Annotated in this window: 15 protein-coding genes and 1 tRNA gene; 4 read left to right on the top strand and 12 right to left on the bottom strand. The window is 41.7% G+C overall.

The features are described from left to right. Positions 1-336 precede the first annotated feature (336 nt). Positions 337-1752, top strand: coding sequence for a type I glutamate--ammonia ligase (gene glnA / locus DP116_RS03520; RefSeq protein WP_169153849.1), 1416 nt, complete (start codon positions 337-339; stop codon positions 1750-1752). 254 nt (positions 1753-2006) lie between these two features. Here the strand turns inward: glnA and DP116_RS28975 are convergent, their stop codons facing one another. The 8 genes from DP116_RS28975 to DP116_RS03480 all read right to left on the bottom strand — a co-directional run bounded on the left by DP116_RS28975 (position 2007) and on the right by DP116_RS03480 (position 8748). Next, on the bottom strand, positions 2007-2321 hold the full coding sequence (locus DP116_RS28975; RefSeq protein ID WP_246275462.1) for a hypothetical protein: 315 nt from the start codon (positions 2319-2321) through the stop codon (positions 2007-2009). 425 nt (positions 2322-2746) lie between these two features. After that, positions 2747-2823 (bottom strand) — tRNA-Met (locus DP116_RS03510). A gap of 49 nt (positions 2824-2872) precedes the next feature. Beyond that, on the bottom strand, positions 2873-3826 hold the full coding sequence (locus DP116_RS03505; protein ID WP_169153848.1) for an asparaginase: 954 nt from the start codon (positions 3824-3826) through the stop codon (positions 2873-2875). Positions 3827-3909: 83 nt separating this feature from the next. Then, on the bottom strand, positions 3910-4410 hold the full coding sequence (locus DP116_RS03500) for a CGLD27 family protein (protein WP_169153847.1): 501 nt from the start codon (positions 4408-4410) through the stop codon (positions 3910-3912). Next, positions 4407-4868, bottom strand: a complete 462-nt coding sequence (rsfS, locus tag DP116_RS03495; RefSeq protein WP_169153846.1) for a ribosome silencing factor — start codon at positions 4866-4868, stop codon at positions 4407-4409. Before rsfS ends, DP116_RS03500 begins: the two co-directional genes overlap by 4 nt. Positions 4869-4982: 114 nt before the next feature. Beyond that, on the bottom strand, positions 4983-5579 hold the full coding sequence (gene yqeK, locus DP116_RS03490; RefSeq protein WP_169153845.1) for a bis(5'-nucleosyl)-tetraphosphatase (symmetrical) YqeK: 597 nt from the start codon (positions 5577-5579) through the stop codon (positions 4983-4985). Positions 5580-5648: 69 nt separating this feature from the next. Next, positions 5649-6965, bottom strand: coding sequence for a WcaI family glycosyltransferase (locus DP116_RS03485; RefSeq protein WP_169153844.1), 1317 nt, complete (start codon positions 6963-6965; stop codon positions 5649-5651). A 766-nt stretch (positions 6966-7731) separates the two neighbouring features. Continuing rightward, positions 7732-8748: an anti-sigma factor antagonist gene (locus DP116_RS03480; protein ID WP_211173057.1), complete on the bottom strand. Its 1017-nt coding sequence runs from the start codon at positions 8746-8748 to the stop codon at positions 7732-7734. A 309-nt stretch (positions 8749-9057) separates the two neighbouring features. Here DP116_RS03480 and DP116_RS03475 point away from each other — a divergent pair, with 309 nt between their 5' ends. Next, positions 9058-9855, top strand: coding sequence for a 7-carboxy-7-deazaguanine synthase QueE (locus DP116_RS03475; protein WP_169153843.1), 798 nt, complete (start codon positions 9058-9060; stop codon positions 9853-9855). Between the two features lie 206 nt (positions 9856-10061). Beyond that, positions 10062-11603 (top strand): esterase-like activity of phytase family protein, encoded by a 1542-nt coding sequence (locus DP116_RS03470; protein ID WP_169153871.1) that lies wholly within the window; start codon positions 10062-10064, stop codon positions 11601-11603. Between the two features lie 101 nt (positions 11604-11704). Here the strand turns inward: DP116_RS03470 and DP116_RS03465 are convergent, their stop codons facing one another. Both DP116_RS03465 and DP116_RS03460 read right to left on the bottom strand, forming a co-directional pair. Further along, the gene (locus DP116_RS03465) at positions 11705-12349 is read right to left on the bottom strand and encodes a DUF3318 domain-containing protein (RefSeq protein WP_169153842.1); all 645 of its coding nucleotides are present in this window, start codon (positions 12347-12349) and stop codon (positions 11705-11707) included. Between the two features lie 75 nt (positions 12350-12424). Beyond that, a complete protein-coding gene (locus DP116_RS03460; RefSeq protein ID WP_169153841.1) occupies positions 12425-12982 on the bottom strand; it encodes a type III secretion system chaperone family protein in 558 nt (185 codons plus the stop codon). Between the two features lie 277 nt (positions 12983-13259). Between DP116_RS03460 and DP116_RS03455 the strand changes: the two genes are divergently transcribed. After that, positions 13260-14294, top strand: coding sequence for an alpha/beta hydrolase (locus DP116_RS03455; protein ID WP_211173056.1), 1035 nt, complete (start codon positions 13260-13262; stop codon positions 14292-14294). A 25-nt stretch (positions 14295-14319) separates the two neighbouring features. Here DP116_RS03455 and DP116_RS03450 read toward each other — a convergent pair whose 3' ends face one another. Together DP116_RS03450 and DP116_RS03445 are read right to left on the bottom strand one after the other, a co-directional pair. Continuing rightward, positions 14320-15495, bottom strand: a complete 1176-nt coding sequence (locus DP116_RS03450; RefSeq protein ID WP_169153840.1) for a hypothetical protein — start codon at positions 15493-15495, stop codon at positions 14320-14322. Positions 15496-15582: 87 nt separating this feature from the next. Further along, positions 15583-16227 (bottom strand): retropepsin-like domain-containing protein, encoded by a 645-nt coding sequence (locus DP116_RS03445; RefSeq protein ID WP_169153869.1) that lies wholly within the window; start codon positions 16225-16227, stop codon positions 15583-15585. Positions 16228-16233: the final 6 nt, after the last annotated feature.

Genomic DNA, 16233 nt, shown 5'->3' with positions numbered 1-16233 from the left:
TTTCTATGGTTTGATATTAATCTGACTGCTTTTAGCAAGCTTTTATGCCTCTTGTAAAAAAAGCCCTAGCACAAAAACAATCTATAGCGCTAATTATGGATTCTATGCCAAAGTTGACCCCTGCGAGATCAACTGTCTACTTTTGTGAAACTAGTTAAGGAAAGGTTAAAGATAATCTTTTAACTTGATATTCTGTTACAAAAGATACAAAATTATCCAAATTCAAATCTTTACGATATTGCAGGAGGCTCATGGATTTGGATTTACAAACGGGGTCAACATGCATTGAACACTCTAGTCTTAATATTAAAAAATCGGCAGATTTAAGGAGTAACCATGACAACCCCACAAGAAGTTCTGAAGCAGATTCGGGACAACAACATTCAGATGATTGATCTGAAATTCATCGATATGCCAGGAATCTGGCAGCATTTGACGCTTTTCCACAACCAAATCGATGAAAGTTCCTTTACAGATGGCGTACCTTTCGACGGTTCTAGTATCCGGGGTTGGAAAGCCATCAATGAATCAGACATGTCGATGGTACTCGATCCAAACACTGCCTGGATCGACCCTTTCATGCAAGAGCCAACTCTGAGTATCATTTGTAGCATCAAAGAACCACGGACAGATGAGTGGTACAGCCGTTGTCCCCGTGTTATTGCCCAGAAAGCTATAGATTACCTAGTTTCCACTGGTCTTGGTGAAACAGCGTTTTTTGGTCCGGAAGCCGAGTTTTTCATCTTTGATGATGTCCGCTTTGACCAAACAGCGCACCAAGGCTACTACTACGTAGACTCAGTTGAAGGTCGTTGGAATTCTGGCAGAGAAGAAGGTCCTAACCTGGGTTACAAACCTCCCTACAAACAGGGTTACTTCCCAGTTCCCCCTACCGATACTTTCCAGGATATTCGCACAGAAATGCTGCTGACAATGGCAAAGTGCGGAGTACCAATTGAAAAGCAGCACCACGAAGTTGCAACTGGTGGACAGTGCGAATTGGGCTTCCGCTTTGGTAAGTTGATCGAAGCAGCAGACTGGCTGATGACTTACAAATATGTCATCAAGAACGTAGCTAAGAAGTATGGCAAGACTGTCACCTTCATGCCTAAGCCAATTTTTGGCGATAATGGTTCTGGAATGCACACCCACCAGTCCATTTGGAAAGATGGTCAACCGCTGTTTGCTGGAGATAAATACGCTGGCTTGAGCGAAATGGCGTTGCACTATATTGGTGGTATCCTCAAGCATGCACCAGCACTGCTGGCAATTACTAACCCCACTACCAACTCTTACAAGCGTTTGGTACCTGGTTATGAAGCGCCCGTAAATTTGGCTTACTCCCAAGGTAACCGTTCTGCTTCTATCCGGATTCCTCTTTCTGGTACTAACCCCAAAGCCAAGCGGTTGGAGTTCCGTTGTCCTGATGCGACTTCTAACCCCTACTTGGCATTTGCTGCGATGCTGTGCGCTGGGATAGATGGCATTAAGAACAAAATTGACCCAGGTGAACCTCTAGATAAAAATATCTACGAACTTTCTCCAGAAGAACTGGCGAAGGTTCCTTCAACTCCAGGTTCTCTGGAACTGGCGTTGGAAGCACTGGAGAAAGACCACGCTTTCTTAACAGAACCAGGCGTATTCACCAAAGACTTGATTGAAACTTGGATTTCCTACAAGTTGGATAATGAAGTTAACCCCATGCGGTTACGTCCTCATCCCTACGAATTTGCTCTTTATTACGATGTTTAATTCCTGACTTGTAAATCCACTCTTTGGCTTAAAGCAAGGGTGTTAATGGTCTATTAGCGCTATTTGAGCGCATAAATCGCATAAGTTGAGCCACCCATCCTGTCAGGGTGGCTTTTTTACTTCACACACTCCCCTAGCAATCTTACTCCCGAACCGCCAGAAGAATACCTATTTTTGAACCGCAGAGGCGCAGAGGACACAGAGACAGAGGAATAAATTATTATAGGTAATCTTAGACCGGGAAGGGAGTAATGCTATGGGACAAGTAACTCGTGATGCCAAGAATTCTCGGTGTACGAATAGCAATGTCTTTCGTGAATACGAAGATTATCAATGTAGAGAGCCTCAATCCAGCTAGCTTTGCAGTAAAAGCCTCTCAAGTGCTGTGGAGGTGGAACTTCTTGCTCGTTTGGATATTTCGTTTTGAGATTATTTATAGATGAGAGTAGCATTTGCTGGTTTTGGAGCTTTGAACCAAGTGGCTGATACTCTTGGTAAAAACGGTCAAGGAGTTTGAATAAGTAGGGCGCACGCAACCAGCTTTGTTCTACAAGAGATTTCGGCATCATCTCTAACTCTCCCCGAATTCTATACTGTCGTGCTACACTGGGCCACCAAAGTAAAAGTTCATAAGCGGGATTGTGTAGGAGTTCTTGCCATTTACTGCTTTGCTCACTGCAATGAAGTTCAAATCAACGCCCAGAGATTCCATTCAGGTTCATGACTCGCGTTCTTGGAGATCCATCAACTGCTACAGTTGCAAGAGAGCACACGGAGGCACAAACGTCATTTAAGGATAAGGCTCGTTGGCGTGAGCTAACTATCTCTGAAATTGGGTCAATACAATCGTTGGTCATACTGACTGGATTTCGGCGGATCGCTGTGTGATACGAACGAGTACATTACGGAACGGTGAGTTGAGGTTGCATCTAGTTTATCAAAAGCAAATCCCTACAACTTTTTACAATTGTAGGGATTTGATTGATCTTTTATTTGGTGGCGGGAAGTGGATTTGAACCACTGACCTTCGGGTTATGAGCCCGACGAGCTACCAGGCTGCTCTATCCCGCGTCGTCTCTTCGTCTTCCTCAGTATAACAACAAAGTTAGAAATTTGGCAACTATAAAATCGATAATTCTCCAATAACTTCTAAACGCTTGTATTTTCCGAGGTTCATGAATTTTTCTGACAGGGCTTCGGCAACGCTGGGAGTAATCCAGCCCAATTGCTTAAGTAAGTGAATGGCAACGGCATACTTTGCTCGCTTTGCTCCATCCATAACTTTAATTGCCAATCCCATGCCCTCACCCAATCTGGCAATGCACTGTACTCCTTCAGCACCCGCTTTACTGACGAGATCTCCAAGGGCTAAACGCATCAGTTCCGTATCTAATTCTCCCTCTCCCGCCACCATCACAGAGTGATGCGTCATGGCACGCACAATACGTTCCATGTCCAAAGTGCTACGAGAAGCAAGCTGAGCATACAATGATGCCATTTGAGCGAGTTGCATCAAATACGTAGGCGCGCCACAGTCATCATGAGCACTGATGAATTCCTCTGCTGGCATTCGCAGCAATTCTGATACTTTGGTGAGAATCAACTGCTGCACTGGGTGTTTTCGCTGCAAGTAGTTATTTAAAGACCAATTGCATTGTTGACAAACGGCTAGCATGCCTGCGTGTTTGCCAGAGCAATTGTGTTCCAAACGACTGTACTTACCTTCTGGAATTGGACATTGGAGTGCTGAAGGATCTACATCAGCTCGCCAAAGTATATTAAATGCCTGTCTAACTTGCTCTATTGTTCCTTTATGGGAACTTGTCATAATCGCCAGGTCTTTATCGCTTAGGTTATAGCGCTCTATTGTCCCTGTGCTGGTTACTGCGATCGCCTGAAATGGTTTGAGCGCCGAACGGACAAATGTTGCAGTTTCAGCGTTTCCAGCAACCGATAGTACTCGTCCTCGATCATCACAGACGACGGCTTGGACGATATGCTTTGATTCTATAATGCCTTCACGCAGTAACCTGACTTCTAATGCGGCGGCTTGTGTTCGTTTTCCCATTGTCATGGGTAGAAATTTACCATAATTTTGTCTTTTGTCCTTAGTCCTTAGTCTTTTGCAAATAACAAATGACGAATGACTGATGACGATTACACTAGGTGCCAAACTATCGTACCAGCAACGAACAATACAGCCAAGCCAGCAAAGGTCATTTGTAACCGACTTATAATTGGTTTGATTGAGTAGGAAACTACCAGGCGATCGCGTGTCACCACTTCCTCTGGTTTCATCCAAGTTTGTCCGTCATACCATCCTGACTCTTCGTAAAAGATGATTGGACTCATCAGGCGATCGCGGATATAAGACCAACCCAAATATAACCGTACTAGTACCAGCACAACCCCCACACTTGCTCCTGCTAGACTACCGAGAATAAACTGTGCAGTCTGCTTGTATGGGGAAAAGCTTGCTGCTGCGACTGGGAATGCCACTAACCACCATATTCCCCAAATCCACGCGATTTTGGCGATATACTCGCGCAAATTTAAGGTACAGTCACGAAATAGCCAGGAGGATTTTAACTCTTCGTACTCATTTAGTGGTTGCTGTTCAGTGGGAACTGGGCAATTTGAGACCGAAGATTTTATCATGTTGGTTTACCCTCACCTTCTACGGAAGTTGAATACTCGATACGTTCTGCATGTCCCCAAAACGCTTCTAGATTATAGAACCCCCGTTCATGAGGCAACATGATGTGAACAATGACTTCGCCATAGTCTTGCGCCACCCAAGAAGCCTCAGATTTTCCCTCTACTCGCAGGGGAAGCCTTTGCCATTCTTGTTTGACTTTTTCTTCAATTGCGTCGGCGATCGCTCTTACCTGTACTCTCGAATAGCCCGTCACCACCACAAAGTAATCTGCCAGGTAACAAACATCTGCTACCTTTAGTAGTAAAATATCACCTGCTTTGCGGTCTGATGCGGCTTCGGCGATCTTCAATGCGATCTTTCCACTCACATCGTCGGTATCAACCTGTGAGTTTCCTACCAGACTGTTTGTCACTGCGATCGATTGTCTTGGGAAATTGGTTGGGAAATAATCAGACATTAAACCTCAGCTGCTCTTTTTTTTGTAACAATTTTTTACAATGACTCGCGAACAACAATTAAATTGCAACTGTGAGAGTTGGTTTTTTTGAATACTAACAAAAAAAACAGGTATCTATACGGTTTTTTGTACAATCGGCTGTTTGGCTTTCCACTTTTGTAGGAACCAGTTACGCGTGAAGATAACTCGCGGATGAACCAAACAAGAACTCTCAAGCAATAATTTGAGAGTATAGTCACAGGTCAAAGCGACAGCCTGATGAATATTTTGACGGCTAATTTGTCTTAATGATTGCAATTGTGGGGTATCGCCTCGTCCCGGCTCTATGCTATCCGCTAAAAACACGATAGAGCACAGCGGACTCATGCCTGGTCTACCTAAAGTGTGATTGGCAATAGCTTGTAAGACTTCTTCATCGTCTACGCCAAATGTTTCTCTTGCGACGATAGCGCTTACGTCTGCATGCAACAAATGGGGATTTGCTCCCATCACTTCGTCTACTTCCAATCCCTCTTTTTGTGCCATTTGCAAAAGTTTCTGTGGTTTAAAACATTTTGCTAAATCGTGCATTAACCCGGCCTGTGCAGCTTTTTCTGGAGTCACTTTGTAATGAACTGCGAGATCCATTGCCATTTGCTCAACTCTGAGAATGTGGTTCACTCTGGGAGCTGGAACATTCTGTGTTAACCAGGTTAAGACTTTTTCGCGCATAATGGCTGTCCTCTGACAATGGAGGCTTATTGCAGTAATAGAGTTGAGTGATGAATATATAACTTTATTCTAACGAAGTTTTACTATCTGGATTCCTTCGCTCTGCTGGAGAACGTGTTTTTCAGCAAAGGAATTGATCAGTGGCTCAATTGTTGAACGTTGGGCTGTCAATGAATAGAACAAAGACTCGTAGCGAGTTAATGCTTGTTCAAAAGCATACTGCTCAACTGCAAATTGGCGACTATTACACCCCAATGTTTTCACTTTTTCTGGGTTGTTGTACAAATCTAAAATCGCCTCTGCTAAAGCTTTGGGTTTTTCTGGAGGAACAACCACTCCACCACCACTTTGTTTGATCGCTCTTGCTGCTGTGCCATTACTAGGTACAGATCCCACAACTGCCCGACCACTGCCGAGCAATATTTGGATTTTCGATGGCATGTTAAAAGATATAACATTTTTCTTTTGCACCACCAAACCCACATCAGCAGCTGCCAACAATTCTGGTAAACTTTCGCGAGGTTGAAAAGGTAGCAGCAAAACATTATCAGCACCACATTCGGTGCAAGCCATTTGTAACCGCTGCAAACCTTTTGCTTCTCCTACAATCACAAAGGTTATATTTGGAATATGGCGTAATAACGAAGCCGCTTTGACAACAGTTTCTAAACCTTGAGTGAGGGCAATGTTGCCAGAGTATAGCACCACAAATTTGCCATCTAAGTTATGAGCTGCTCTAAAAGCGTTATTTTCTTTTGGTAGAGGTCGGATGAAATTGACATCGACCCAGTTGGGAATTTGTACAATTTTGCCGGGTGCTACGCCCTTTTTTTGTAAATTTTCTACAAACCCGTCAGCAATCACACTAATTTTAGTAGCACTGTGGTAAGCGAATTTTTCTAATGCTGTTAACACCTTAATAAGCCATTTGTTCTTCAACAATCCAACGTGTAATGCAGCGTCTGGCAGTATATCTTGAAGATTTAAGACTACAGGGCATCTGTAAAGCCATCCTAAAAGGGCAGTTGGTAAGCAAACAGGTAGGGAGGGTGAAGTTGAGAGAATGACATCTGGACGCCAACCTGCAATGGCTGGGAAAAAACTTGTAAGCACGAAGCTTGCATCTAGCAATAGTCGATCTATTAAGTTAGGCTGCGGACGAATCCAAACATAACTCCGTTGGATTTGAACCCCATTCTTGTACTCACTCACAAACCACTTGCCCCGATAATTCTCGTATATCCGACGCTCGGGGTAATTCGGCATAGCAGTCACTACGCGTACTTGATGTCCGCGCTTAACCAATCCCTCTGCTAATTCAGTCATCAGGGGGGCAATACCAATTGGTTCTGGATAATAGTTGTAAGAGTAAATCAAAATACGCATGGCAAATTAGTTTGAGTCTGAAGAACCCCGGTGTCTTTTCTATGACAACATTTGTTGTTAACCTTATTCCGCACTTATGTGAGTTTATATATGCATTTTCGCTTCAGACGCTACCTATGTTAGCCATGATTTATTGAAGATTGAGTAAAATTTGATGCCACTTTGTAAGGCTTTCATTAGTATTTTTCTTGCTGAGCAATTGCTATATCAATTATCTATATCATTAAATTCACTTAAATTGCTGTATCATGAACTTTTTTTATGCTTCAACCAGAGATAAATATGGTATACGTATAATGTCAAGAAATTTCTGACAAGAAAAAACCTGGCATAAGTGCCAGGACATGAAACTTGAGTGTAAGGATTCTGTAGTGGAGAGTGAAGTATATTGACCAGGAAAGTCATCAGTCCTCAGGGGTCAGAATTGAGCGCGTGTGTATTGTGTAGGACTGGTGAGGGAGGGCGTTCTTGGGTCGCTAGGCGCTAACATCGGGTCTCCCGACAGTCCAGCGTCGCCGCGTGGTTTCGGTGCTCTCACGGTGACTGAGGTATCTCCCAATACGGTTAGGTAATACGGGTAAGCATCTTTAGGCAGGGGAGGAAAGAGCTAATTGACAATTATTTCTTCCCCTGGTGCTCTGTTTTACCTTGCTCAAGAACTGCTTGCCTCAACGAATAAAGGTTTCAATTATGAGGATTTCCCTGTTAAGCGTTCCCTGTTCCCTCTTAATACACTCTTAGTTCCTTTACACCTCTAAAAATAGATTTAAACAGCGCCACTGTTTCTGTTAAATAAGATAGCTACTGTTTTAAAAATTAACATCAAATCGTAGATTAAGTTCCAGTTCTTTTGATACTGTAAATCTAAACGAATGACATCTTCAAATTTACGGATACTAGACCGTCCATTTACCTGCCATTCTCCGGTCATTCCTGGTTTGACATCCAAACGTTGCCACTCTGGAACTTCATAGCGCTCTACTTCATCTGGTGTAGGTGGTCTGGTACCTACTAAACTCATCTCTCCTTTGAAAACATTCCAAAATTGGGGTAGTTCATCTAAGCTGGTTCGACGCAAAAACCGTCCGACCTTGGTTATTCGTGGATCATTGTCTATTTTGAAAAATGCTCCTTGAACCTGGTTCTGCTTTTCTAGTTCAGCTTTCCTAGCTTCTGCGTCAATATACATTGAGCGGAATTTCCAAATCAGAAAGCGTTTGCCCATCCAACCACAACGAGTTTGACTAAAGAAAATTGGACCTGAACTATCGAGTCGAATAGCCACAGCAATAGGGATAAACAAAACTCCTGTAATCATCAAACCAACTAGTGATCCAACTATGTCTATAAACCGTTTCATCCAAGAACGAACAGAAGGATGTGTCGTTGGTAGTTCTTCTAATTGGCTCTTTGATGGTGTTTCCCCTTGAGACTCAATAGAAAAAACTTTATCCAGTCCTGTCAGGTTAAGTACTGACATAACCTGAGGAGTCACATTCCGTAGTATAAAATCGATATTTTTTTCATGAGCAATTTTCAAATTACTGACCAAGGCACCTAAACCACTACTATCCATAAAAGTCGTTTGGTGAAAGTCAATGATAATTTGTTTAGTATCGGGATAAGCTCGAGTTATCTCTTGGCAGGTTTGCTTAAAGGCTACAGCCTCAAGCACGCTCAACCGCGCTGGTACCTGCACAATTGCCGTGTTATTTGAGAACGTCACCGGAAAATTTACCTCTTTGGGTTGGCTAGTCATGAAACCCTGCACTTTCGTTGCCATGTCAATATAATCTGCCAAACACTATTTAGTCCAAGCGAATTGATAGTTACTTCAGTTGAGATTGGATATCATCAGGGACGATTCACAATGGAACAAGAAGCTAACTAATTTGAAGTGTCAAGAATGAAGTATGCCAAGAAAGAATAACGGGTAAGAAATAAAGTATTTCATATTTTATTCTTCATTTCCTACTTTCGGTTTCTCATTTTTGCCGTATCTTCATATTTTTGACTTCATGCTTCATATTTCTTTAGTGAAAAACATTCTTGCTTTTGTGCCAACGTAGCACATACCTATTGCTATCATCACATGACCATTAAGACTACTGTTACACCTACCGCACGCCTGATAGAGGTCTTTTCCGCCATACAAGGGGAAGGACTGAATGTGGGAACACGTCAAATTTTCATTCGTTTTGCTCTTTGTGACTTGCGTTGTCACTTTTGCGATAGCGCACATACTTGGAATGCACCCGCGACTTGTAGGATAGAGCAAACCCCTGGATTACGTGACTTTGAAATTTACTCGAATCCTGTTTCATTACCCATGTTACTAGAATGGGTTGAGCGACAAAACTTGCCTTGTCTACACGATACCATTACGTTAACGGGTGGCGAACCACTTTTACACACCCCATTTTTGGTAGAATTTTTACCCCAAGTACGCTCAGTGACAAGTTTACCAGTATACTTGGAAACAGGTGGACATCGCCCAGAACTACTGAATACTATACTACCCCACATAGACTCTGTGGGAATGGATTTCAAACTGCCTAGTGCAAGTGGCGAAAATCGTTGGCGAGAACATGCTGAATTTCTTCAGCTGTGTTGGACATCACAAGTAGAAGTTTTTGTTAAGATAATTGTTTCTCAAACAACAAATCCCACTGAGTTAGAACGTTCAGCTGAATTGGTAGCATCTGTCAATCCATCTATCCCAGTATTTTTACAATCTGTCACGCCATTAGATGATCCTGGTGCGTTCAAACAACTACCTGTGGCTGCTCCCTCTCCCAGTCAAGTCTTAAATTGGCAAGCTTTAATGAAGCGTTTTGTCAAGTGTGTACGTGTCGTTCCTCAAACCCATAAAATGCTGAATCAACTTTAACTTTTGAGAGTAAAAATCTAAACGTGTTAGTAGTTAGTCTTTAATTGTCCTACTCACTACTAACCTTTGTGAAGATATTATCAAGCAAAAATCCAATTGTATAAATTTTTGATGTAAGAAACATGACATTGTTAGAGAGTTAACTTGTTCTTAATACGGGAGTCAGATGCTGAAAAAAGTTATTCATGATTCTTTTTCTCTTACCCATGATTCAAGCCAAGCATTTGTTTTCCCTGTTAAGCTGCTCGTTAATTCTGTCCGCAGTCAGTCTTACAGGATACATAAAATCGGCATATGGTATTTCCTTAAACAATACCCTCTCCATTGGTGGTGAAAGTACAGATTTATACCCATCTAGTGGCAACAGCGCTAATGTCAATCGTTTGGGATTTTTCTCGGATCTCTACTATGACCGCTCGAACAATGTATATTATGGGTTGGGCGATCGCGGTCCCGGTGGCGGCAGAATCTCATACAACACACGAGTACAAAAGTTTTCTTTAGATGTTGATCCCAATACAGGGGCAATTGCAAATTTTCAAGTACTAGAAACAATTTTGTTCACAAAAGATGGTCAAAAATTTAACGGGTTAAACCCCACATTGCTGAATGGCAATGCAGGGACTCTTGGTTTGAGTTTTGACCCAGAAGGATTTGCTGTTGCTCCTAATGGTCATTTTTATGTGTCTGATGAGTATGGTCCGTCTGTGTATGAATTAAAACCTGACGGTTCGTTCTTACGGGCATTTACCATCCCAGAAAATTTAATCCCCAAAGAAGCGAATGGCAAGCTCAATTATGTCGATGGTCGTCCAACCATTACCAATGGACGCCAAGATAATCGAGGATTTGAAGGCTTAACTCTCCTACCTGATGGTAGCAAACTCTATGCTGTGCTACAAGGTCCCTTGGTAAACGAAGGTTCTAACGATGGTTCACCAGACGGACGACGTAGTGGCAATTTACGATTAGTAGAATTTGACACAGCAACTGGAAAAAGTACGGCTCAGTACATCTATCAACTAGAGAGTTTAGCAGACATTAACTCCCGCATTCCTGGAACAAAAGATGATTTTGCGGCAACTTCCCAAGGGCGTAATATTGGTCTGAGTTCTATTACTGCGCTCAATGAAAAGGAATTCCTAGTCATAGAAAGAGATAATCGCGGGTTTGGGGTGGATGCAGTGAATGGATTGGTGGCGGACTCAAGCGCAACTCCATCACCTGTAGCTACCAAGCGAGTGTACAAAATTGATCTAACAAATGCAACCAATGTCAGCACAATCAGTTTGGCAAATACCAATACATTACCCACAGGTGTCAACCCAGTTAGTAAATCTTTATTTTTGGATATTGCAGCAACTTTGAGTCCTGACAATCCAGGTGATTGGACAAAGATAGCAGAAAAGATGGAAGGTCTGGCAATAGGTCCGCGACTCAATGATGGTTCTTATGCGCTGCTAATTGGGACGGACAATGATTTTAGTGTCACCCAAGACGACAATTCCACCACCCAGTTTGACATTTGTACTAATGCCAATGGTACCAGCTATAGCAAGAGACCGATTGACAGTGGCTGCCCAAATGGTCAAAAGTTAATTCCTGGGTTCCTTTACTCGTTTAAAGTGAGTTCTGCTGAACTCGGCAAATTTGTCCCACCACAAAAAGTGCCAGAAGCGACAACAACTACTGGACTCATATTGCTGGGTTTAAGCGGTTTATGGCTCAGACGGAGACGTCATCCTTGAATCAGTGAACAGTGAACAGTTAACAGTGAACAAAAGAAACGAATCCGTATTTCTCTTTGATAACTGATAACTGATAACTGATAACTGATAACTGATGACTGTTAAATTTCGCCCTCATCGATATTCCTAGATTTTGATTTTGCCTTATTGGCACTACGCTTAAGAGCAGACAGCCGTGCTTCGTATCTAGAACGCAGGCGCTTGCTAGGTGTGGTGTCAATAAGAGTTTTCAGGGCGCTACCCAGACTTTTGTAAGCATTGGGGAGAGTGTAACCGAAGCGAGTTGCTAAGGCGATCGCTTTCTCGTCCGCATCAACTAATTCTTTGAATTGCTTTTCGCCACTATTCTTTTGATAAAGTCGCCAGCCGGAAACTCCGCATAAACCCAAAGCTAATACTAGCAACAATCCATCCTGTACCCACAACTCACCGACAGCGCCGCCTAAACCAATCGCCAACGCCGCCATTTCCCAACCATCTTTGGGAATAGTATCATTTTGAATGCGAGCTACTTCGTGCCAGAATAGTAAATTGCGCTGATCCATCGCCAGTGAATCCCATTTTGCCAAGTCGATTTGAACTTCTACTTGGTCTTTGCCAATTTCCTCGCAGCGGATCATCGGTGGATTCACCTCAGTCGTACCTTCAACCGTGACCCAACTTTGCAATTCCGGTGGTAGTAAGCCCTTTAACCGCCGTAGTTCACTCATTTCTGCTTTGGCAGAGGAGGTTACATAGGATGTCATAATATCCAGCCCTAGAAAACTTCAGTATATTGAGGGTATCACTTTGGAGTATAGCGATTTCACTGGCGATCCGACTCATTCGCTAGGAAAACTTCCTCGTTTTTTACGAGCTTCCATCGCCTTTTCTAAGAGATCTAGCAATCCAGGAGACTGTTCCTGAATGCTGAGTAGAATTCTCTCACCAAGTTCTACATTACCCGGGTCATGACCCGTTTCCATCACTGTCATCAGACGGGGTATCGCCACAGAATCAACAAGCTGAACTAACCCATGTAAACAACGGTGAAATTGTTTTTCTGTCAGAATCGAGTCTTCCAGGGGAAACTCAATTATCGCACGGATTTCCCCATCTGATGGATCATACTCCCATTGCAGCATTTTGGTTTCCCAGGAAATATACAGCATTGTTTGAAGAATAGCTACTTTGTGAGGATGATCGCTCACCCCTGATAACACTTGCGGCGCAAATAGCCGGAAAAATTTTCCCTCTTCGTCCAGCTGGACAACAATCAGGAAATCTTCAACATTATCACTTTCTACACCTGTGATAATACGGTCTTCTTCTGGATCGATACGGTAGTCCCAACCAAGGTTGTCTAAATAATAAGCAATCTGTTGCAGATCAGCTGCCATAAAAGCCTCATATGTTTACAGAGTGGCTGTTATCAGACCTAGTTTAACCTGCCAGAGGTAAGAGCATAGAATACCATTGCTACCTTCTTTTTTCTCGCCTTGTGTTCTCCACGTATAATAAAAAAGTAATAAAAGTGACTTTTGAGACACAAATGGATGATTTTCCAGCGTTACCATAGACGATTTAGTTTCTGTTTGAAAAGTTATAGGTCTGGTAGCATATTCAAATGAAGTGGAGTTTTTCCTAAAAAAATAACAACTTCAATCTGTATAAAACATGTCAAATATATCTGACTATTGCACAACAAAAGCAGGCATCTTTCAACAAGTCAAATCAGTAGAGGAAACTCTACCAATAAGAAATGATGCTTGCCGCTCAAAAATTTTTCTCCATCCACATCCAACTTCAAAAGTTTGCCTTTTTTTCCACGGATTTACTGCTGGTCCCTACCAGTTTGAACCAATAGGAAAAAAACTATTTGACGCTGGTTACAATGTTTTAGTACCCTTACAACCAGGTCATGGAGTCGCTGGAGATTGGAATGGAGACAATCCCCCTCCTCTACCAACGGAACGCGAAATTTATCAAGGGTTTGCACTTTATTGGTTGAAGGTGGCACAAAATTTAGGAGAGCAAGTGATAGTCGGTGGAATATCCACAGGTGGAAATTTAGCAGCTTGGTTAGCCTTGGAACATCCCCAATCAATTGAAAAAGCTTTGCTATTTGCTCCTTACATAAGTGGTAATAATGCGATTATCAATTTTGTTGTGGAAGTTCTCCCAATTTATTATGAATGGCTGAATAAAGATAACACAGGTAATTTTGGCTATGAGGGCTTCCGCATTCCTGCACTGCGGATTTTTTTAGAGATGGGTCAAGAAATTATTGATAGAGTCAAAACGAATTTAGCAGTGCCGATGTTTATTATTTATAGTGAAAGTGATCCAGCTATCAATCACTGTGAATTGCAAGATTTTTCTAAAACTACAATTGAACAACAGGCAAAATCTTGGTATTACAGCTTTGACAAAATCTTTGAAATTCCCCACACTATGATGACAAAAGCGGAGGGAAATCAATATCAAGATCTACTCATGACTATGGCTAAAGCTTATCTTGAAAGTGAGGTGACTTGGTCTGAAGTCATGGAACTTGGTTATCAAATACTGCAAGGAAAGACTTTTGATCTTGCTACTCAACAGCTAAACTTAACAGAAAGAGTTTCCCCAGATTTATCGGTTTTGTTGGCAGTGATGGATAAAAAAATAATTATTGATTCTTTCAAAGAGAGAGACTCAGCCTGTTTTTGAAAACAAGAATCATAAAATTGACAATTTATTGAGGAGAACTTTTAATTGACTTCAGAATGCCATTTTCCACTTGATTAATCGCTACCATGATGCCATTTTCTGGGTTTTCTAGCAGAGAAAATTTGACTTCTTTCAAATAATCGTAAATAGCCTCTCGTAATCTTGGTTTTTCAACGGCAACTGTATGATTATAATCCCAAACATCCCAAATGATGATACCTATACCTACAATTGGGTCTAATAACTGTGCTCCAATTTTTCCAGCCACGACACCACCAGTCTTTGCTGCCATTTTTGCACCAGCTTTTCCGGCAAAGGATACGGCAATTTTACTTCCTACCTTTGTGACTGTTGGAATCATTGCTTTTGCAAGTAGGTAAGTACTTCCACCACTCAAAACCTTCAATGATAAATGAGAAATATTTCCTTCCATATCATTGATAGTCACTGCAATATCACCAAGATAACGCTCCCAATCTCCCTGAGGAATCTTGTAACTGCTCTGGATATTAGAAATATTTTTACTCAATTCTGTAACATACAAATTTATACTATCTGTTGTGATTTTCTCAAATTCAAGCTGTGCAACTTTCGGTCTGAGGACACGCTTAGCAAATTCTACTTGAAAATCCTCAGTCAATTTTTCGGCTACTGCTTGTCCTGGAGATGGTTTATTTTTATTCGTCCAATGAGTAACTGCTGAATATAACCACGTAAAAGGAGCGCTCAACTCCATCTTCTTCTGATTGAAGTAATTAAAATACCAATCGAAAAAGCTCTCATCAACACGCGTCATTAATTCATCAACCCAATTATCTAATTGTTCTGAAGCAAAACTCTCTGCTTGAGAATGTGCATTCTTCAAAGCAGTCACGAGTGCTTGGTCGATATCTTTGGGTATTTGTGGGACGACTATACTAACTTCTTGACTAGGATTCTGACCTGAATCTGCTAGTTTTCCAGGAGATGAACCTGTTATTAAAGCTTTGCCTAGTAAGGGAATCAGAACAATGATAATGACAACAGCCCATATAAAGGGAGTCATTGACTTAATAAAGTCGCTCCAAGCTGTAATACGCTCCGTTTTTTGTTTAAAAGATACTTTTTCTTCTACTTCCTGGAGATTTTGTTCAATATCAGTTGATGTTGTTGCTTCTTGAGTAGAAGTAGACTCTAAATCCTGCTGTTGTTCATGTCTCATGGTATTTGGGATAATATATTATCTTATTATGTAACTTAAACTAGCTTTTATCGTATGCAAACTTCACTAGGTACAAAATTTATATAATCAAAATCCTGATTTTAAGAATAAATCTTCACGCCATTTAAAAATGATTTGCTCATCAGCCTGCCTAAACTCGATATTAAACTTATCAAATACAACTTCCCGCCCCAGAAGCAATTGTTCTCCACCTGTGTTAGTTTGTAACCATGCCACAGGAGCAAGAAAACTGTGTCCATCAATTGTCATTTCAACATTGCGTAAAACATACTCAACTCTTCCGCCTATAGTTTCTGCCAGTAAAGCTGATTCCGCATCGGCTAAAGCATATCCCAAATCTTGACCAACTTTTAATGAAATTAAACTCAGTTCAGCACCAGAGTCTACTAATATTGTTGTAGAAATATTTATATCTCTATGCTTGAGCCTAACATGATAATTTGGCTGCCAATCATGGCGACTAACTGTACGAAAGCGAATTGGCAAAATTTGGATAGAAGCAGTGCGGCGGGGAACTAAGTAAATTGCAAAGAGTTGCTTTGAAGCCTCTGCTAACTCTAACACTTCACGCAAGTTTTCACTGTGAGCAATTAAGCCATTAGCATTGTAAGCAACATATTGATTTCGATATAAATCTAATAACATCTGACGGTTGTGGTTCAGCCACTTCAGCATTTCGCGGCTTTCATTTTGAGATGGTGATTGACTCATATATAT

The organism is Brasilonema bromeliae SPC951 (assembly GCF_012912135.1).
GTDB classification, from domain to species: Bacteria; Cyanobacteriota; Cyanobacteriia; order Cyanobacteriales; family Nostocaceae; genus Brasilonema; species Brasilonema bromeliae.
The sequence above is the reverse complement of the archived record's forward strand: the minus strand, read 5'-3'. Positions and strand labels throughout refer to the sequence as shown.